This is a genomic window from Bradyrhizobium sp. Ken01, assembly GCF_055807355.1.
Window position 1 is genome coordinate 39,778 of sequence record NZ_JBVVPC010000045.1, and the last position, 20,468, is coordinate 60,245.

General features: G+C 61.2%; 16 protein-coding genes and 1 pseudogene. 1 reads left to right on the forward strand and 16 read right to left on the reverse strand.

The window, feature by feature from the left end:
- Positions 1-5 precede the first annotated feature (5 nt).
- The 15 genes from AC0L3S_RS31395 to AC0L3S_RS31465 form a co-directional block, all read right to left on the reverse strand.
- Positions 6-1,178 (reverse strand): iron-containing alcohol dehydrogenase, encoded by a 1,173-nt coding sequence (locus tag AC0L3S_RS31395; protein WP_473263859.1) that lies wholly within the window; start codon positions 1,176-1,178, stop codon positions 6-8.
- The gene (locus AC0L3S_RS31400) at positions 1,175-1,789 is read right to left on the reverse strand and encodes an adenylate kinase (RefSeq protein ID WP_473283525.1); all 615 of its coding nucleotides are present in this window, start codon (positions 1,787-1,789) and stop codon (positions 1,175-1,177) included. The genes AC0L3S_RS31395 and AC0L3S_RS31400 overlap by 4 nt, the downstream gene beginning before the upstream one ends.
- 21 nt (positions 1,790-1,810) lie before the next feature.
- Positions 1,811-2,338: an inorganic diphosphatase gene (gene ppa, locus AC0L3S_RS31405; protein WP_354169193.1), complete on the reverse strand. Its 528-nt coding sequence runs from the start codon at positions 2,336-2,338 to the stop codon at positions 1,811-1,813.
- The gene (gene acs, locus AC0L3S_RS31410) at positions 2,335-4,305 is read right to left on the reverse strand and encodes an acetate--CoA ligase (RefSeq protein ID WP_473283527.1); all 1,971 of its coding nucleotides are present in this window, start codon (positions 4,303-4,305) and stop codon (positions 2,335-2,337) included. Before acs ends, ppa begins: the two co-directional genes overlap by 4 nt.
- Positions 4,306-4,429: 124 nt before the next feature.
- A complete protein-coding gene (locus tag AC0L3S_RS31415) occupies positions 4,430-4,798 on the reverse strand; it encodes a phasin family protein (RefSeq protein WP_473263862.1) in 369 nt (122 codons plus the stop codon).
- A gap of 72 nt (positions 4,799-4,870) precedes the next feature.
- Complete coding sequence (locus AC0L3S_RS31420; RefSeq protein ID WP_473283529.1) at positions 4,871-6,529, reverse strand: acetolactate synthase large subunit; 1,659 nt, start codon at positions 6,527-6,529, stop codon at positions 4,871-4,873.
- A gap of 72 nt (positions 6,530-6,601) precedes the next feature.
- Complete coding sequence (locus AC0L3S_RS31425; protein ID WP_473263864.1) at positions 6,602-7,924, reverse strand: MFS family transporter; 1,323 nt, start codon at positions 7,922-7,924, stop codon at positions 6,602-6,604.
- Positions 7,925-7,927: 3 nt separating this feature from the next.
- On the reverse strand, positions 7,928-8,968 hold the full coding sequence (locus AC0L3S_RS31430) for an isocitrate/isopropylmalate dehydrogenase family protein (RefSeq protein ID WP_473283531.1): 1,041 nt from the start codon (positions 8,966-8,968) through the stop codon (positions 7,928-7,930).
- A gap of 63 nt (positions 8,969-9,031) precedes the next feature.
- The gene (locus AC0L3S_RS31435) at positions 9,032-10,309 is read right to left on the reverse strand and encodes an MFS transporter (RefSeq protein WP_473263866.1); all 1,278 of its coding nucleotides are present in this window, start codon (positions 10,307-10,309) and stop codon (positions 9,032-9,034) included.
- 68 nt (positions 10,310-10,377) lie between these two features.
- Complete coding sequence (gene acnA / locus AC0L3S_RS31440) at positions 10,378-13,089, reverse strand: aconitate hydratase AcnA (RefSeq protein ID WP_473283533.1); 2,712 nt, start codon at positions 13,087-13,089, stop codon at positions 10,378-10,380.
- A 53-nt stretch (positions 13,090-13,142) separates the two neighbouring features.
- Positions 13,143-13,940, reverse strand: coding sequence for a substrate-binding domain-containing protein (locus AC0L3S_RS31445; protein ID WP_473283535.1), 798 nt, complete (start codon positions 13,938-13,940; stop codon positions 13,143-13,145).
- Positions 13,941-14,016: 76 nt separating this feature from the next.
- Entirely contained in the window at positions 14,017-15,324 is a 1,308-nt protein-coding gene (gene tcuC, locus AC0L3S_RS31450; RefSeq protein WP_473263874.1) for a tricarballylate/proton symporter TcuC, read from the reverse strand.
- Between the two features lie 269 nt (positions 15,325-15,593).
- Positions 15,594-16,613 carry an ABC transporter substrate-binding protein gene (locus tag AC0L3S_RS31455; protein WP_473283537.1) on the reverse strand — a complete coding sequence of 340 codons (1,020 nt, stop codon included), beginning with the start codon at positions 16,611-16,613 and terminating at the stop codon, positions 15,594-15,596.
- A 137-nt stretch (positions 16,614-16,750) separates the two neighbouring features.
- Positions 16,751-18,172 (reverse strand): sensor histidine kinase, encoded by a 1,422-nt coding sequence (locus AC0L3S_RS31460; RefSeq protein WP_473283539.1) that lies wholly within the window; start codon positions 18,170-18,172, stop codon positions 16,751-16,753.
- Complete coding sequence (locus AC0L3S_RS31465; protein WP_473283541.1) at positions 18,172-18,834, reverse strand: response regulator; 663 nt, start codon at positions 18,832-18,834, stop codon at positions 18,172-18,174. The genes AC0L3S_RS31460 and AC0L3S_RS31465 overlap by 1 nt, the downstream gene beginning before the upstream one ends.
- 210 nt (positions 18,835-19,044) lie before the next feature.
- On the opposite strand from AC0L3S_RS31465, the gene AC0L3S_RS31470 reads away from it, so the two are divergent.
- Positions 19,045-19,278 (forward strand): hypothetical protein, encoded by a 234-nt coding sequence (locus tag AC0L3S_RS31470; protein WP_473263872.1) that lies wholly within the window; start codon positions 19,045-19,047, stop codon positions 19,276-19,278.
- A gap of 65 nt (positions 19,279-19,343) precedes the next feature.
- Here AC0L3S_RS31470 and AC0L3S_RS31475 read toward each other — a convergent pair.
- Positions 19,344-20,468 (reverse strand): annotated as a pseudogene (locus AC0L3S_RS31475) (caspase family protein); the annotation flags it as partial.

The window sequence follows — 20,468 nt, forward strand, 5'->3', positions numbered from 1 at the left end:
CCCGTTCAGGCTGCCGCGCGGTTGCCGAACGCCTCGGTGTAGATCGCCAGCGCATCGTCGAAGCTCAACTCCCTGGGATTGTTGACGAGAAGCCGCGTCTGCTTCATCGCGTCCTCGGCAAGCTTCTTCAGGTCGCCCCTCGCAATGCCGACGTCGGCCAGCGAGGCTGGCACGTTGCAGTCGCGGCAGATCGCTGCGATCGCGTCGACGAACAGCCGTGCCCGCTGGCTGACACTCATTCCTTCCGACTTGGGATCGACGATCGGCGCCAGTTCGGCGTAGAGGCCTTCTGCCTCCGGCAAATTGAACCGCAGCACCTGGGTCAGCACCAAGGCATTCGATAGGCCATGCGGCACGTGGAACAGCGCGCCGATCGGATAGGCCAGCGCGTGCACGGCGGCAACCGGGGAATTGGCGAACGCCATGCCGGCCAACATCGAACCCAGCAGCATTTGCGACCGCGCTTCGAGATTAGATCCGTCCGCACAGACCGTCCGGACATTCGCCGACAGGAGCGCGAGAGCCTGCCGCGCCAACTGGTCCGACATCGGATTCTTCCGGTGCTTGCTGGTATAGGCTTCGATGGCATGGACCATGGCGTCGATGCCGGTCGCCGCGGTGACATGCGCGGGCAGGCCGAGCGTCAGCTCCGGATCAAGGATCGCCCAGTCCGGAAGCAGGCGGGGCGCAACGACGCCCTTTTTCTCAGTCGTCGGCGTGGTGACGATCGCGATCGGGGTCACCTCCGAGCCCGTTCCGGCCGTTGTCGGCACCAGCAGCAGCGGAAGGCGTTCGCCCTTGGCAAGACCGACGCCGTAGATATCTTCGAGGCGATCAGGCGTCTTGGCCAGATAGGCCACCAATTTCGCGGTATCGAGCGCGCTGCCGCCGCCGATCGAGGCAACCAGCTCGATGTCCTTGTCACGGCAAAGTGCGACCGCCCGCTCGATGATATGCGACGGCGGATCCGCCTCCACGTCCTCGAATATTGTCAGCTCGCAGCCGCCGGCAATCAGGCCAGCCTCGGCGTTCTTAGTCAGGCCGGCATTGCGTACACCCTTGTCGGTCACCAGCAGGACACGTTTTGCCGCGTATCCAGCGACCAACTCCGCCAGCTTTTTCGAGGCGCCTGCCTCGAACAGGATGTTGGGCGGCGCCTGGAAGGTAAACGCTTTCATCTGACATCACTCCTGATCTGATCGGACGTTAGTGCCGCAAGCGCCGCGGCGAGCTGTTCGGTCACGGCGTCAATCGGCTGCAAACCGTCGACGATGTTGAGCAGTCCCTGCGACCGGTAGTATCGCGTGACCGGCGCGGTTTGCTCGCGATAAACGTCGAGCCGGGTCTTGAAGACCTCGGGATTATCGTCGCGGCGCACCGGCTCGCCTCGGCTTGCCGCCTCGTCGGCGCGCCCCTTGATGCGGTCGAGCAGCGCACCTTCGTCGACCTCGAGCTCGAGCACGGCATCGAGCTTGATGCCCCGGGTGGCGAGTTCCCGATCGAGCGCTTCGGCCTGGGCGACCGTGCGCGGGAAGCCGTCAAGGACAAAGCCGTTTGCCGCGTCGGAATGATCGATTCGGTTGGCGATCACGGACACCACGACATCGTCGGGCACGAGTTCACCGCGATCCATGATGTGCTTGACCCGCAATCCCGCAGCCGTGCCTTGCGCGACCGCTTCGCGCAGCATGTCGCCGGTCGACAATTGCGGGATCGCAAATCGAGTCACGATCCTCGTCGCCTGCGTGCCCTTGCCTGCGCCTGGCGGCCCCAACAGAACCAATCTCATATCGTTGCCCATATCTCGGTTTCAGCTCTTTGCTCGCGCGATGGCCTCGACGATCAGCCGGCGCGCTTCGGCACTGTCGCCCCATCCGATCACCTTCACCCACTTCCCAGGCTCCAGATCCTTGTAGTGCTCAAAGAAGTGCTGGATCTGCTCGATCGCGATCTGCGGCATGTCAGCGATCCCGTTGACGTGGGCATAGCGCATCGTCAGTTTCGGCATCGGCACGGCGATGATCTTCTCGTCGCCGCCGCCCTCGTCGTCCATCTTGAGCACGCCGATCGGCCGCACATTGATTACGGCGCCGGGAGCGATCGGCCGCGAATTGGCCACGAGGACGTCGATCGGATCGCCATCGTCTGAAAGCGTGTGCGGCACGAAGCCGTAATTTCCGGGATAGCGCATCGGCGTATACAGGAAGCGATCGACAAACAGCGCGCCGGCCGCCTTGTTCATTTCGTATTTGATCGGTTCACCGCCGATCGGAACCTCGATGATGACATTGACGTCTTCAGGAGGGTTGTCACCGATCGAAATCGCTTCAATATTCATGTCGACACCGGCTTTCGGCCGTGGCGATTCTTGATGAGATCGTCGACCACGGCGGGATCGGCCAGGGTCGAGGTATCGCCGAGCGCGCCGACTTCGTCCTCGGCGATCTTGCGCAAAATCCGACGCATGATCTTTCCAGAGCGGGTCTTGGGCAGGCCCGGCGCAAACTGAATGACGTCAGGTGCGGCGATCGGTCCGATCTCCTTGCGGACCCAGGCCACCAGCTCCTTGCGCAATTCCCCGGATGGCTCCGCATCGGACATCAACGTGACGTAGGCGTAGATGCCCTGCCCCTTGATGTCGTGCGGAAAGCCGACGACGGCGGCTTCCGAGACTTTCTGGTGGGCAACGAGCGCGCTTTCGACTTCGGCGGTCCCCATGCGATGACCGGAGACGTTGATGACGTCGTCGACGCGACCGGTGATCCAGTAGTACCCGTCGGCATCGCGGCGGCAGCCATCGCCGGTGAAATACTTGCCCGGATATGTCGCGAAATAGGTCTGCATGAAGCGCTCGTGATCACCATAGACCGTGCGCATCTGGCCCGGCCAGGAGTCCGCAATGACGAGATTGCCTTCGCACGCGCCGGTCAGCACGACGCCATTTGCGTCCACCACTTCCGGCATCACCCCGAAAAACGGCAGGGTTGCCGAACCGGGCTTCAAGGCCGTCGCGCCGGGAAGCGGCGAGATCAGGATGCCGCCGGTCTCGGTCTGCCACCAGGTGTCGACGATCGGACAACGTCCATCACCGACGACGCGGTGATACCATTCCCACGCTTCCGGATTGATCGGCTCGCCGACCGAGCCGAGCAACCGCAGCGATGCACGGCTGGTCTGTTTGACCGGCCCTTCGCCCGCCCCCATCAACGAACGGATCGCGGTCGGCGCGGTGTAGAAGATGTTGACCTTGTGTTTGTCGACGACCTGCCAAAAGCGCGATGTCGAGGGATAGTTCGGTATCCCCTCGAACATCAGCGTGGTCGCGCCGTTGGCCAGCGGGCCGTAGACGATGTAGCTGTGGCCGGTGACCCAGCCGACATCGGCGGTGCACCAGTAGACATCGCCGTCGTGATAGTCGAACACATATTGGTGCGTCATCGACGCAAAAACGAGATAGCCACCCGTGCCGTGAACGACGCCCTTTGGAGCACCGGTTGAACCCGACGTGTAGAGAAGGAACAGCGGGTCCTCCGCGTTCATTTCGACCGGCGCGCAATCGGTCGAAGCCTTTGCCACTTCGTCCGCGTACCAGACGTCGCGGCCGTCGACCCAGTCGATTGCACCGCCGGTGCGCTTGACCACGATCACCGTCTTGACAATGCCGGTCGCCTTCTTGACCGTGTCGTCGGCATTGACCTTCAGCGGTACCTTGCGGCCGCCGCGCAACCCCTCATCGGCGGTGATCACGACTTTGGACTGGCAGCCCTCGATGCGCCCGGCCAGCGCATCCGGCGAGAACCCGCCGAACACGATGGAATGGACCGCCCCGATCCGCGCGCAGGCGAGCATGGCATAGGCGGCTTCCGGAATCATGGGCAGGTAGATCGTGACGGTGTCGCCTTTCTTCACACCGTGACTTTTCAGGACATTGGCGAAACGACAGACCTGATCGTGCAACTCCGCGTAGGTGATGTGCCTGGATTCGTCGGGATCGTCACCCTCCCAGATGATCGCGACCTGGCCGGCGCGCTGGGCAAGATGCCGGTCGATGCAGTTCATCGCCACATTCGTGGTGCCGTCCTCGAACCACTTGATCGAGACCTTGCCGGGCGCGAAGGACGTGTTCTTCACCTTCGTGAACGGCTTGATCCAGTCGATCCGCTTGCCGTGCTCCGCCCAGAAAGCATCCGGCGTCGATACCGACGAGGCATACATGCGGCTGTATTTCGCAGCGTCAGCATGAGCCCGCTGTGACCAGCCGGCCGGCACGTCATGGATCACTGTATCTGACTTTTTTGTGCCCACCCTGGAGCCTCCCCGACGCACCGCGATACGATTGTCTTGAGGATGATGCATCGTCCGCGCTCGGACCGCGTGCAAGCAACATCCAGTGATCAGGCGATTTGATCTCGATTTGAGGCAACCGGCCTCACTTATTCAGGTCGACGGTCGACGGTGGGCTCATCGCACTTGCAAGCTCGCGAAACTGCGCGTTCATTTTTTCCATCTGCTCCTTGAGATGGCTTTGATAAACCGCACTCATTTCCTGCGGGTCCTTGGCATGCAACAGCCGTTGCGCAAGCTCGAAACCCGAAGCCACATTTTCCTCGGCGAACGCGACGGCTCTTTCGTTCATCTCCTTCGCAGCCGAATAGGTTGAGCGAACGCTGGAATCGGCCTTCTCTCTCAATTTCTGGGATTCGGTCATGTACTTCGACACGGCCTCTTTCGCCTTGTCGAGCGTGGTCTGCGCCATTTCCCGCATCTTCTCGGCCTGCTCGTTGATCTGCTCACTCATTGCACTCTCCATTGCCGGCGTTACGACCACGCCAATTTCAGCTCAGCTGCTCAATCGACCCTTGCCGACGGCTCACACGGCCGGCTCAACGACCTGTTTCAGCTTCTCGCGAAGTTCATCCACGAGCACGCGTGTATTTTCGCTGTAGTCGATCGGCACCACGACGAGGTGCACACCGCCGCCCTTGAACGCGTTTTCGAGCGTCGGAATCAATGAATCCGTGCTTTCGACCCGCGAGCCTCTCGCGCCGTAGCTCTCGGCATATTTGACGAAATCCGGATTGCCGAACGTAAGGCCGAAGTCCGGGAAACTATCGACCGCCTGTTTCCAGCGGATCATGCCATAGGCCGAATCTTCTAGGATCAGCACGACGAGATTCAATTTGAGGCGAACCGCGGTTTCCATCTCCTGCGAATTCATCATGAAGCCGCCGTCGCCGCAGACCGCGAGCACGCGACGTTCCGGATGCAACATCGCCGCCATCATGGCGGATGGCAGCCCGGCGCCCATTGTCGCGAGCGCGTTGTCCAGCAGCAGCGTGTTCGCCACATAGGTGCGGTAGTTGCGGGCGAACCAGATCTTGTACATCCCGTTATCCAGCGCGACGACGCCGTCTTCGGGAATGACCTTTCGCACATCGTGCACGATGCGTTGCGGTGTCGGCGGCCAGCGCTCCTCGGTGGCGCGATCGCCGATCCGGGCCAAGATGCCCTCGCGAAGGCTCAACAGCGCGCCGGCATGATGCAGTCGCCCCTCGAGACGGTCGGCCAGCAACTCCAGGCTCGGCCCGACATCGCCGACCACTTCGCATTGCGGAAAGTAGACCCGCTCCACGTTGGCCGGCGTGTAGCTGACGTGGATGACTTGAGGACCTTTCGGGCCCATGATGAATGGCGGCTTTTCGATCGTGTCGTGACCGATGGCAATAATCAGGTCGGCCCGGTCGACTGCTTCATGCACGTAATCGCGCTCGCTGAGCGCCGCCGTTCCCATGTAGAGATTGCTGCCGCCAGGTACCGTTCCTTTGCCCATTTGTGTGGTGAAGAACGGAATTTTCGTGCGGCGGACGAAGCCACCGATGCCAGCCGTGCTGCGCGGCCGGGACGCGGCGGCGCCGAGCATGATCAATGGCCGCTTGGCCTTGAGGATCATGTCGGCGGCGCGGTCCAGCGAGGCACGATGAGCGACCGGAATCTCGATCGGATGCGGCGCCACCATCGCGACGTCTTCGGCTTCCTCGCCCGCGATGTCCTCGGGCAGTTCCAGAAGAATCGGACCCGGACGCTCTTCCATGGCGATCCGGAAGGCATCGCGAACGATTGTCGGAATGCCGCTTGTGCTGACGATCTGGAGCGACAGCTTGGTCAACGGCTTGAAAGCGCTAACCACGTCGACGATCTGGAATTTGGCCTGCCGGCTGCTCATGATGCCCTTCTGACCCGTGAGCATGATCATGGGCATGGCACCGAGCAGCGCGTAGGCGGCGCCAGTTGTCAGGTTCAATGCGCCAGGGCCAAGCGTGGTGATGCACACGCCGGGCTTGCCGGTCAGCCGTCCATAAGTCGCGGCCATGAAGGCCGCGCCTTGCTCGTGGCGTGTCAGGATCAGCTTGATCGAAGAGTTGCGCAGGCTTTCCACGACATCGAGGTTCTCTTCACCGGGAACACCGAAAATCCGGTCGACGCCCTCGTTCTCGAGCGCGGCAACCAGTAGATCTGAACCCTTCGGCATTAGCGCGTCTCCTTTTCAATTCACTTCTCAGCAGACACCATCCCACGCATGGACGAGGCCCGTGGTGTTCGATCAGATCCGGCCATCGCCTTCGAGATAGCCTCGCGTCCTCGTGTCTGGCATCCAGAGCGAGGCAATGAAGGCAACGAAAGCCATCGCCGCGACGTACCAGAAGAATACCGTTTCGTATCCGGACGATTTCAGTGACAACGCAACATACTCGGCGGTTCCGCCGAACATCGCATTTGCAATAGCGTAAGGAAGCCCGACCCCAAGCGCGCGTACCTCGGGCGGAAACAGCTCGGCCTTCACGACGCCGCTAATCGAGGTGTAGAAACATGCAATCATGAGGCCGACCATGATCAGGCCGAAAACGGCATAGACGCTGGTCGTGCTGGACAACATCATCAACAGCGGCACCGCGGCCAGCGTCGCGCATCCGCTGAACAGAAGCATGTTGTTGCGGCGACCAATCCGGTCCGAGAGCATCCCGAACGCCGGCTGCAGCAGCATGAAGGCGATCAGGGCAGCGGTCATGATCGAGCTGACCACCTTGGCATCCAGCTTCACGCTATTGACCAGGAACTTCTGCATGTAGGTCGTAAACGTATAGAAAAACAGCGATCCGCCGATCGTGAATGCGAGAACGATCAGCAGCGCGCGCTTGTGATGCCAGAGGCCGGCGAGAGAACCAGCCTCCTTGCGATGCATGGTCTCTGCCGACGCCGTTTCCTGCAACGAGCGGCGGAGATACAACGCCACAACGGCTGCGACGGCTCCGAACAGGAATGGAACCCGCCATCCCCATTCCTTCAACTCGTCGATCGACAAGGTCTGCTGCAGAACCACTACGACGAGGAGCGCGAGAAGTTGTCCGCCGATGAGCGTGACATACTGGAAGGACGAATAGAACCCGCGGTTGCCCTTGCCGGCAATCTCGCTCATATAAGTTGCCGCCGTTCCATATTCTCCGCCGACCGACAGGCCTTGCGCCATGCGCGCAAACAGCAGCAAAGCGGGCGCCGCCGCGCCGATTGTTTGGTACGTGGGCAGCATCCCGATCATCAGGGATCCGGCACACATCAGGAGCACCGACAGCACCATCGAATTCTTGCGGCCATGCGCGTCGGCGATCCAACCGAACAGCCAGCCACCGAGCGGCCGCATGAAGAACCCTACGGCGAAAATGCCCGCCGTCGCCAGCAACTGGCTGGTCTGGTCGCCCGACGGGAAGAACGCGGCCGCGAAATAGATCGAGGTAAATGCGTAAGCATAAAAGTCGTACCACTCGACCAGGTTTCCCGACGAGGCAGCCACGATCGCTTTGATACGCGAGAGCTTTTGCGCCGTGCTATCAACGGGGATTGCCGCGTGCGACGCAACAATAGCGGTCATTGCTTACCCTCCCAATCGACGGATGATGCTTCGCGTGAAGTCGCCAGTGGACGCCTTTCCGCCCAGATCGGGCGTGCGGACGCCGTCCTTGCGCAAGACCTGATCAATTGCCGCTCTAAGACGGATTGCGAGATCAGGCTGATCAATGTGCTCCAGCATCAGCCCGACCGCCAGCAGCAAAGCGAGCGGATTGGCGATTCCCTTGCCAGCGATATCCGGCGCCGAGCCGTGCACGGCCTCGAAGATCGCCGCATCCGGTCCGATGTTGGCACCGGGCGCCATACCGAGGCCGCCGACCAGGCCGGCGAGCTGATCGGACAGGATGTCACCGAACAAATTGGTGGTGACGATGACGTCGAACTGCCAGGGATTCATGACGAGCTGCATGGCGGTCGCATCGACGATTCGATCGTCCATCTTGACCTTGCCTTCGTATTTCTTTGCAACCTCGTGACCGACCTCGAGAAAGATGCCGGTCAGCGCCTTCAGCACGTTGGCCTTGTGCACGACGGTCACCTTCTTGCGACCGTTCTTGAGCGCGTAGTCGAATGCGAATTCGATGATCTTGCGCGATCCTTCGCGGGTATTGACCCCGGTCGAAATGGCGACCGCGTGCGGATCGTCCCCGATCGGGATGTAGTGTTCGAAAGCGACATAGAGGCCGCCGAGGTTCTCTCGGACCAGCACGATATCGATTTCGTCGAATCGTCCTCCGGGAACCATGCTTCGAACCGGCCGCAGATTGGCGTAAAGGCCGAACTCCTCGCGCAGACGAACATTGATCGAGCGGAATCCTCCCCCCACCGGGGTCGTTAGCGGGCCCTTCAGGGCAAGCCGCGTGCGCCGGATGCTGTCCAGCGTCGCCTGCGGCAGCGGATCACGGCAATCCTCGATCGCGGCCAAGCCACCCTGCTGGATATCCCATTCGAATGGAGAGCCTAGCGCTTCGAGAATGTCGACGGCCGATTTCACGATCTCGGGGCCGATACCGTCGCCTGGAATGAGCGTGGCGGGCCGCTTCTGCAGTGATTTAGCTGTGGTCATCGCAAATCCCCATGAATGAAACGGCGTTCTCAGCCGGCGTCCTTCGAAACGTTGGCCCGGCGTTCAATGGACTGGCTCCTGCACGGCCACGGCGTCGCGTTGCGGATTTCGGCCGAGCGCCAGCACCATGATGCATCCCGCGCCGGACAGAGCGGCAAGCGGCAGCAGCCCCAGTGAGTAGCTGCCAGTGGCATCCTTGATCACGCCGAGCAGATAGCTCCCCAGGAATCCGCCGATATTTCCAATCGCGTTGACCTGCGCGATCGCGGCGGCGGCAACGCCAGCCGACATCCATTCCGTCGCAAGCGCCCAGAACGGCCCCTTGACGATGTAGGTGGCGGTGACGGAGACACACAGCAACAGGACCACCGGAAGCAGCGCACTGGTGAATGGAGCAAGCGAAAGGCTGACCGCCAAGAGCAGCAGCGGAATCGCGGTGTGCCAGGTTCGCTCGCGCGTGCGATCCGAATTCCGGCCCCAGAGCACCATCAGCACCGATGCAATTCCGAACGGGATGGAATTGACCAACCCGGTTTCCATGTTGCTCAGGCCGAACGACTTGATGATCTGGGGCTGCCACAGCGACAGAACCTGGCTCGAGCCGGACGCGCCGGCATAGATCAGCGACGCGGCGAGAACATATTTGTTGGACACGACCTGCCAAAGCGACAAATGCGCCGCGGCCTTTTTCGGCGAAGAAGTGTCGGCGGCCAATCTATTGGCCAGCCAGTTGCGCTGCGCATCGGTGAGCCATCGCGCATTGGCAGGACCGTTGGGCAGCACGAAGAACGAGGCGATGCCGAGAAGGACCGCAGGTACCGCCTCCAGCACGAACATCCACTGCCAGCCGTGATAGCCGAGATATCCCTCAAGCTGCAGCAACGAGGCGGAAATCGGCGAGCCGAGGAAACTCGAAATCGGAATGGCAACCATGAAGATCGCGACGATCCGGCCGCGGTATTCGGCGGGGAACCAGTAGGTCAAATAGAGAATGACGCCGGGAAAGAACCCTGCCTCGGCAGCCCCCAGCAACATTCGCACGAGATAAAACGAGTTGGGCCCCACCACCAGCGCCATGCATGCGGCGACGATGCCCCACGTAATCATGATCCGCGCGATCCAGAGCCGGGCTCCCACCTTCTCCATCGCCAGATTGCTCGGCACCTCGCAAAGGACATAAGTGATGTAGAACAGCCCGCCACCAAGCCCGAACGCCGCCGACGAGAGGCCGATATCCTGGTTCATTTGCAGCGCGGCGAAACCGGCGTTGACGCGGTCGACGAACGCTATGAAGTAACAGACCATCAGGAAGGGAATGATGCGGAACGTCACCTTCCGCATCGTTTCCTTTTCAATGTGCGATGGCCGTGCAGCAGTTGAAGTCATGGCGTCCTCATGATCGGTGGCCGTCAGGCTGCCAGTTGGCGTAGGACGTATTGAAGAATTCCGCCGTTGCGGAAATACTCCAGCTCGTCGAGCGTATCGATGCGGCAGGTCAGGGGAACGAGGATCTTGCTCGCGCCATCGGACTGGCGGATCTCGATCGCGAGCTTCTGGCGCGGCACCAGGCCGCTCTCGATTCCGCGCAGGGTCACGATCTCGTCGCCTTTCAGTCCGAGCGACCGCCAGGACGTACCCTCCTCGAACACCAGCGGCATCACGCCCATGCCGACGAGGTTGGACCGGTGAATGCGCTCAAAACTTTCGGCAATAACGGCGCGAATACCGAGAAGGTTGGTGCCCTTGGCCGCCCAATCGCGCGACGAACCGGTGCCGTATTCCTTGCCGGCGAAAACCACCAGCGGCACCTTGTCGGCCTGGTAACGCATGGCGGCGTCGTAAATCGACATCCGCTGGCCGCTCGGCTGATGAATGGCATAGCCGCCCTCGACCACCTTGCCGGCTTCGTCCTTCACCATCTGGTTCTTGATGCGGATGTTGGCGAACGTGCCCCGCATCATCACTTCATGATTGCCGCGGCGGGTGCCGTACTGATTGAAGTCGACGACGCGGATCTGGTGATCGCGCAGATAGCGCCCGGCAGGGCTGCTCTCCTTGATCGAACCCGCGGGCGAGATGTGATCGGTGGTGATCGAATCGAGGAACATGCCAAGAATATGCGCATTGATGATGTCGGTCGGCGGCGTCGGCTCCCTGGTCATCCCGACGAAGTATGGTGGGTTCTGGACATAGGTCGAAACCTGGTCCCACTCGTAGGTTTGCCCCTTGGTGACGCCGATATTCTTCCAGTTAGTATCGCCGCTGAAGACGTCCGAATAGCGCGTCTTGAACATCTCGCTGCCGATCGTACGATCGATGCAATCCTGCACATCCTTGCTCGATGGCCAAATATCCCGCAGATACACCGGCTTTCCGTCGCTGCCGAAGCCGAGCGGCTCCTTCACCAGATCCAATGCCATCGATCCGGCGAGCGCATAGGCGACGACCAGCGGCGGCGACGCCAGATAGTTCGCCCGCACGTCCGGATTGACCCGCCCCTCGAAGTTGCGATTGCCGGAGAGAACCGCGACCGCCACGAGATCATTGCCCGAGATGGTGTCGGAGATTGCTTGCTGGAGCGGGCCGGAATTTCCGATGCAGGTCGTGCAGCCGAAACCGACCAGATTAAAGCCGAGCCTATCGAGATCGGTTTGAAGACCCGATTTCCTGAAGTACTCCTCGACGATCTGCGACCCCGGCGCAAGCGAGGTCTTGACCCATGGCCTTGTCCTCAGCCCTTTGGCGACGGCGTTGCGCGCCAGCAGTCCTGCCGCCAGCATGACGCTGGGATTCGACGTGTTCGTGCACGACGTGATGGCGGCGATCACCACGTCGCCGTGACCGAGATCGAAGTTTTCGCCTTCAACGCGATGCCGCGTGCCGGTCTGCGCGATTTGCCGGAACTCCTGATCCATGGCGCCGAGGAAGGCACTTTTCGCGGTGTCGAGCGTCACGCGATCCTGTGGCCGTTTTGGTCCGGCGATCGACGGCACGACATCGGTCATGTCGAGTTGCAGGGAATCCGTGAACACCGGGTCCGGGGTATCGGCGGAGCGCCACATGCCCTGGGCTTCGGCATAGGCCTTGACCAGCGCGACGCGGTCGGGATCGCGGCCGGTTATGGCCAGATAATCGATTGTCCGCTGATCGATCGGAAAGAAGCCGCAGGTCGCGCCATATTCCGGCGCCATGTTCGCAATGGTCGCACGGTCCGCCACCGTCATGTCGTCGAGCCCCGGGCCATAGAACTCGACAAACTTGCCGACGACGCCGCGCTTGCGCAGCATCTGAGTCACGGTCAGCACGAGATCGGTCGCCGTGACGCCCTCCTTGAGCCGGCCGGTAAGCTTGAAACCGACGACTTGCGGCAGCAACATCGAAATTTGCTGACCGAGCATGACAGCCTCAGCCTCGATACCGCCGACCCCCCATCCGAGTACGGCCAGGCCGTTGACCATTGTGGTGTGCGAATCCGTGCCGACCAGCGTATCCGGGTAGGCCAGTTCATTGCCGCCGTCTTCGGCCGGGCCGGTCCAGATCGTCTGAGCCAGGAATTCCAGATTGACCTGGTGGCAGATACCGGTCCCCGGAGGGACCACCCGGAAATTCGAGAATGCGCCCTGCCCCCATTTCAGAAAGCGATATCGCTCGCCGTTGCGCTGGTATTCGAGCTCGACGTTCCTGGCCAGCGCCTGACCATTGCCGAAAGCGTCGACGATGACGGAGTGATCGATGACGAGATCCACGGGCACTAGCGGATTGATTTTTTGTGGATCTCCGCCGAGCGATTTCATGGCGTCGCGCATCGCGGCGAGATCGACGACGGCTGGAACGCCGGTGAAATCCTGCATCAGCACCCGGGCCGGCCTGAAAGCGATTTCCTTCTCGGCCGAGCCCTTGTCCTGGCTCCACAGCGCGGCATGCTCGATGTCAGCCTTGCTCGTGCCGCGGCCGTCTTCGTTGCGCAGCATGTTCTCGATGATGACTTTCAGGGAAAATGGCAGCTGTGAGACGCTGGGAAGGCCGTTCTTTTCCGCGGCGGCAAGCGAATAATAGGCGTAGGTCTTTGCACCGACGACAAGTGTCTGGCGTGCGCCGAAGCTGTTGAGATACTGCTTCATTTTCAAGTCCCCCTTCGCTGGAATCGTCCGTCTCCCGCAGATCTGAAGCCGGTCTATTTCTCCGATGCAGCGAAGGGATCGAGACCCGCTTTTTTTAGGGCCGGAGCAGCTGAAGCTGAAGCGAGGAAGGCAATGAGAGCCCGTCCGGCTTCCGGCTGACTGGCACTGGATGTTATGCCTGCAGAAAAGATCGTGATTTTCTGGACGTCTGGCGGGAGCGGCCCGACGAGGTCGGCTCCAGCGATCGGCAGAAGTTCGCTGATCTGTTGAAAGCCGAGTTCGGCGTCACCGCGTGCAACAACACTCGCGACCGGCTCCGCCGGAATCATTTTGGCCTTCTCCTTCATCTCGGCGGCAATCCCGAGACGCTTGAACAGCTCAGTGCCGACATAGACGCCGCTGGCGCTATCGGAGTACGCAACCGACTTCGCGTTCAACAGTGCCTGTTTCAATGCGTCGGGCGTCCCGATGTCAGGCTTTGACGCCCCAGCGCGTACCGCGATCCCGATCGGCGAGCGTACCAGGTCGACGCGGCTGGTTCTGACCGCCTTGCCGTGCTCGATCATCTCGCCAAGCGCGTCGCCGACCATGATGAGCACGTCCGCTGCCTCCCCGCGTGCCAGTCGCACGGGGATGGCGTTCTCCGTCGTTCCCATCGAGGGGCCGTAAGCCGTGACGACCGTGTGTCCCGTCGCGCGTTCGAATTGCGGGACGAGTTCCTTGTAAGGTGTCGCCAAGCCTCCCGAGATCATGACCCTGACCTCGGACGCCCCGGCGATTCCCGCCGCAGCCGTCAAAACAATCAGCAAGCTCAGCGCAGTCAGCCTGCGCATGACGATCGTCACGCTCATCGGCAAATTCCTTCGATGCAATTATTCGGGGACTTTGCTTGTTCGATGACGGTCGACGTCATCGAGCACTTGGTGGTCACGTCCCTATTGCCGTCTCAACCGAACCAGCGCCGGACAGCGCGCGTCGTTGTTGCGGCCTGTAAACGAGGTACGTTCCGGCCAGACCGCAGAGCGCTGCCGCGCTCATCCAATATCCCGGCGACGCATTGTCACCAGTGGTAGCGATCAGCCAGGTGCAGATCGCTGCCGTAAACCCGCCGAACGTCGTTGCCAGACTATATGCGAGGGAGAATCCCGACGTTCGTACACCCACCGGCATGACCTCGGTCAATGCGACGATCATCGCACCGTTGTAGCTGGCGTAGATGAAAGACAACCAAAGTAGGACCGTCAGCATCTTCGGGAACGTCGGGCCTGCGGCCAACCAGGAAAGTGCGGGATATGCAGTCAGAAATGCCAAAGTCGAAAAGGCGATGAGGATCGGCCGACGACCAATCCGATCGGACAACGAGCCCATGATGGGAAGCCAGATGAAATTCGATATTCCCACGCAAATCGTCACGATCAGGCCATCGGCCGCGGTCAGCTTGAGGACCGATTTGCCGAATGTCGGCGTGTAGACGGTAATGAGGTAGAACGACACCGTAGTCATGATCACCATCATCATCCCGGCAAGAACAATGCTCCAGTTTGCGAGGATGGAGCGATAGATCTCGCGGGGTGTCGGATGATGCTTCCGTGCCAGGAATTCATCGGTTTCCTGCAGCGAGCGTCGAATGAAAAACACGAAAGGAACGATCAGGCAGCCGATGAAGAACGGAATGCGCCAGCCCCAATCGTCAAGTTGCGCCGGTGCAAGCCATGCATTGAGAGCAAAACCCAGCGAGGCTGAGACGATGATCGCGACCTGTTGACTTGCCGATTGCCAGCTGGCGTAAAAACCCTTCTTTCCCGGTGTGGCCATTTCCGAGAGATAGACGGAAACACCACCAAGCTCGACGCCAGCCGAGAAGCCTTGCAGCAGGCGTCCAACCAAGACGAGGATCGGGGCCAATATGCCAATGGTTGCGTAACTTGGCACGAACGCGATGAGCACCGTGCCGGCAGCCATGATCGACAATGTAACGATCAGGCCTTGGCGTCGGCCGATCCGATCCACGTAGGCGCCGAGGATGATGGCGCCGAGCGGACGCATCAGAAAGCCTGCGCCAAACGCGACAAAGGTCAGCAGCAATGACGCGTATTCATTTTCGAGCGGGAAGAATGCTTTGGCGATGTACGACGCGTAGACGCCCGACAGAAAGAAATCGAACATCTCAAGAAAGTTGCCACTGGTGACGCGGAGCACCATGCCAAGCTTCGACTGTCCGGTGGTAGCCGTCATGCCGTCCTCCCTTTTATCGTTTATGATTTTTTCTCTTGTCCACCCGTCTGGCAGGTGTTGGAAACCTGATCGCGGCCGGGTTGACCGATACGCGAGGTGCGATCGTTCAAGCCACGATTGCTGCCTCATCGTATATCAGCTGCCTGTCACCAACCTGTCGCTGATGCACCCCGCAGGAAAATCGGGTTGAAGACGGCGCGCCTGACGAGCCGGCAGATACGGGGGCTTCTCTCGATGTTGTTCCGTTTGAAATCCAGATCCGTGGATTTCTATCGGTCCTGCAATGCGCGGCGCCACTCTTTGAGAAAGCTCGCTCGTTTCGATTGATCGAGATAGGTGAGCAATTCTGCACCAATATGGATCGGCTTGACCGCGCCGCTGCGATCCGCAGGTATCACGCCTTGTGCACCGAGGCCGAGACGCACAGGGCCGACCGATCGGGCCAGGAGAAATTTCTGGCCGCGCTCCGAAAGCAAGTAGTCAAGAAACAGTTTCGCGGATTCCGGGTGCGGCGCGGTGACCGGTATGAAGGCTATGCGCGACATCAAGGTGATGTAGTCGGCAGGAAACACGATTCCGATAGAGGCATCTTCCTTGGCCCGTTCGATCGCGTAAGACCCTATCATATTGTAGGCGATCAGATGTTCGCCGGATGAAATTCGATCAAGCACCGTTCCGGTGGTCGAGTAGAGCTTGATACCGGCGCCGCCAAAGGCACGGACCATATCCCACGTCGTCCTCGTGATTCCGGCATCGCGCGTGATGAACAGGAATCCGGTCCCGCTCTGCTCCGGGTCATAGGTTGCGATCTTGCCCCGATAGGTATCGCGCCTCCGGCTCAGAAGGCTCTTCAGATCTGCGCGGGTTCGAGGAACATCGGACTCCGCAACGAGGTTCTTGTTATAAACAATGACAATCGGCTCCGCCGTGATGGCATAGGCTTCGTCTTTCCAGATTGCCCAATCCGGGATATGCGCAATTTCCTTCGACACATAGGGTTGGGCATAGCCGTCATTGACGAGCTTGATCTGCAGATCCATCGCGGAGCTCCAGACAATGTCTCCGGGGGCTGCGCTCGAGGTCGAGGGATCCACGACTTGATTGTAGATGTCGTTGGAATTGATCTTTGTATGGACGATCTCGATGTCCGGATGACTTGCCCGGAAATCGGCAAGCAAGTCGGCGACGTCCGCGTCCTGGGTAGTCGATACGACCTTGAGTTGCTCTCGAGCTCCGGCGGTAGCGGATGCTTGCCCCTTGAGAGGGCCGAGCCGCGCCTGCTCCGACATGGCAGGCCACGCCAGCAAGATTCCAACGCACAAGACCAAGGCTCTCGTAGCCGCCATCGTGACGTTTCCTCATCGGCTTGCGAACTTCAGTTTGGTTCGGGACTGCGGCCACTTCTACAGCAGCGCACAATCCAGCCTCAACTTGAGCTTTCACGGTCACGCTTGGCAAGAGGAAAGCTCACGGAAACCCGCAGACCCCGGCCTTCCGGGCCAGGTGCAAGCACGATTTGAGCTCCGAGGCGGTCCGACAGCGCTTTCACGATGGCCAGTCCAAGGCCGCTGCCCTCAGGTCCGTTCGCCGTCGGAATCCGATAGAAACGCTCGAAGACACGGGCCAGATGGGCTTCCGGAATTCCCGGACCGGTATCCTCGACTTCAATTCGCGCGGTCGTGGCGTCAACAACCGCGCGAACTAGGACCAACCCGCCGGGTCGGTTGTAGCGGATGGCATTGTCGATCAGGTTTGCCAGCAATTCGCCAATCAGGACGGTATTGCCGGCGATGACCGCGGGACCGTCAAATCGATCGAACTGGACGTCGATGTCGCGCGCGAAAGCCTGTGGGGCACGCTCCAACAGGACATTGAAGGCGACCTCATTCAGGTCAACGTTCTCCGCGGCCGGTTGCGCAATGTTCTGCTCGTCGGCCCGAGCCAGTGTGACGAGCTGTCCGAGCAGCCGTTCAAGGCGGTTGATGGCGTTATCGACCTCGTCGAGGGCAGATTTGCCCGCCGGCGTCTCCGACCCCAGGCGTCGCACCAGATCGAGATGCGTCCGCAATATCGCCAATGGCGTTCGCATCTGGTGCGAGGCATCGGCGGTGAATCGGCGTACCAGTCCAATGGCCAGATCCAGCCGCTGTAGCAGGGAATTTACCGCGAGCGCCGGTGCTAAAGCTTCCTGCGGCACCCGGGAAAGGTCGAGCGGATTGAGATTTGGACCGCCCTGAATACCGCGCGCGTCGATTTCTTGCTTGAGTTCGCCAAGCGGCCTCAGGCCTCGATCGACCGCGTACCAGCCGAGGCAAGCGATGAGGCCAATCAACCCGCCCTCGAGCATCACCAATCCAATCAGCATTTCACGTTCGACGACGCGGCGCGCCTGCACCGTTTCGGCAACTGCGACGACGACCAACCCTGGCCGGCCGTAGACCTGCCGCGCCTGCGCACCGATACGAACCGCTTTGCCGCGATACGCGCCATCGCCATGACCGGTTTCGCCGGCCTTCAATCGATCGAACCCGGCGAGCGGAAGATCCTTGTAACCGGTGATCAATTCGCCAAGATAAGTCACGCTGTAATAGATGCTGTCGTGCGACTGGCTTTCCAGCATGCCGAGCGCAACCTGCGGCAAGTCGACGGTCAGTTCGCCATCTTCCACGCCGACGCGTTCGGCGATAGCGAGAACCGACCCATCGAGCAACCGGTCATGAACTGTCTGCACAACGCGCTGGATCAGCAACATACCGCCGAGTCCAAGCACCATCGCCAGTACGATGGCGGGCGCCACCAGATTGGTGAGGAGCGTTCGCCTCAACGACGGCCGCCAGGTGGCGATCACTATACCTCCAGCAGATAGCCCAGCCCGCGGACGGTTCGGATCCGCGGCCCGGCGGGACCGAGTTTCTGGCGAACGCGACCAACATAGAGTTCCGCCGCGTTCGGCGCTACCGCCTCGTCGAAGCCAAACACCTCCGCGATCAGGCGCTCCTTCGACACGACTTTGCCGGCGCGGGTCATCAGCACCTCCAGCACGGCAAACTCGCGCCGTCGCAATTCAAGCGGCCGGCCGCTCAATGTAATCGTGCCCGCGGCGCGGTCGAACGCGAGCGGGCCACAGATCAAGGTTGGATTGGGAAGCCCCTGTCCCCTCCTCACGAGCGCACGAACGCGGGCATCAAATTCGGCGATATCAAATGGCTTGGAGAGATAATCGTCGGCGCCGAGATCGAGCCCGCTGACCTTGTCGCCGGTCGCGTAACGGGCAGTCAGAATCATGACCGGAACGGTTGCCCCGGCTTGCCGTATCCTGTGCAGGACGCCGAAACCCGACACGTTCGGCAAGTTGATGTCCAGGATGATGAGGCTGTAGGGTTCCAGCAAAGCGGTCAGCGCCGCCGAAGCGCCATCGGACTCTATATCGACCGCGAACCCGGACAGCTTGAGCCGCTCGGCAAGGCCCCGCGCCATGGCGGCATCGTCCTCGACAATCAGAATCCTCACTGAACAAACCCTTGCGTTCGCACCACCCGTGCGAGGGAGACGTCAACGTGAGGCTAGAAGGACAGTATCGAAAGATCAAATCGGAGCTTCCTCGCGGATCCTAGCGGACTGGATCGACGAGACCAGTCCCTCCCCTCCCCCGACGGTTCGACTTCGCCGGGCCAGTCCCTATATCGTGTGTAACAGGTAATGATACAGCGAGCAGCTTTGATGGCCAGGAGACGCGCGACGGAAAGGGAAACCGACGATCTCCCCCGCTATTTCGTCTGGGTGCGCGGTCTCGAGGGCCCCGAACCGCAGAAATGGATGGCGATGGATTTCGGCGTCGGTGACTGGAAACGGCCGCTCGTGCTCGCCTATCTGGAGCTGCCGGAGGGCGAGCGACACTTGCCGCTGTCGGCGCTGGCCCGGAGATATCCGCCGCCGCGGGGAGAGGCTTCGTAGAGGGAGCATCCTGGACGGACGCGAGGATCTCACCAGCCCCTCAACTCGGGGCGAGCAACGTTGCATCACTGGCAGTACTGCTTTCCGCCATAGGTATAACATTTGCCGCCCTCGCTGCTGGCCGGAGCAGACGGCGCGCGCGAGCTCGGTTCGTGGCGGGACACAGCCTTTGGCTTCTGCGGCGGCGGATCGGGACGCCGCTGGCACACGCCCTGGGCGTCCAGCACGAATTTGTTGTCACAGACGATCTGGACGCAGCGGTCGCCAACCGCCTTTTGCCCCCTCGCACAAACCAGCGGACAGATGCGATCGGGCCGGGCGCGCACCGCATCGAGCGCATCGAGGCTTGCGATCTTCACGTCGAATTTGGTGCCGGCATATCTGTTGAAGCTGTCGAGCGCCTTCTGCGACGGTGCAGTCCAGGCGCCATCGGCCGCAACGGGATCGCAACCGACGCGCTTCAGGTGCGCCTGGAGCAAGCGGGCGATGTCCGCAGGATCCATCGCCGGCGCAGTGGTCGGCGCCACGGCGAGAGCAGCAGGCGGCGCGGCGGGCGGGGTCAGAGCCGCAAGTGTGGCCTGTCGCTCCCGCTCGCGCTGTTCCTGCTCGCGCCTTGCGGCCTCGATCTGTTGCTGCGCTTCCAGCGCGGCCTGCTTCTTCGCCTGCTCGACCTGAAGGGCCGCGTCCTCGGCCTGCCGGCGCGCCTCCGCAACCTGCCGCCGGGCATCGTCGAGCTCGCGCTTGGCCTGGTCGGCGAGGCGTTGGCGCTCCTTCTCCAGATCGCGCCGGGCCTGCTCGGAGATCTGCTGCGTGGCCCGTTCGGTCTCGCGCGCCGCCTGCTCCTCGAGCTGTTTCCTGAAATCGTCGCTCTTCTGCCGGACCTGCTGCTCGGCCTGCCGCTGTACGGCATCGGCGTTCTCACTTATTTTTTCTGCGGCCTCGAGCTTGTCGAGCGCCGCATGCGCAAAGCTGGCATAGATACCGCTGGCATGAACGGCGAGAAAGGATAGCCAAGCCTGCTTGGTGCCGGCCTGAGCTGCAAGCTCATAATCCCGCCGGGCTTCCGCATTCGGATCGACCGGCGGCGCAACCTGCGGCACCAGCGCCACGGTATCGCCACCGAGCGATCCGTAGACGAACGGCTCCTGCCGCCGTCCCGTGCTCTTCAGCACCTCGTCGCGGACCCGGCC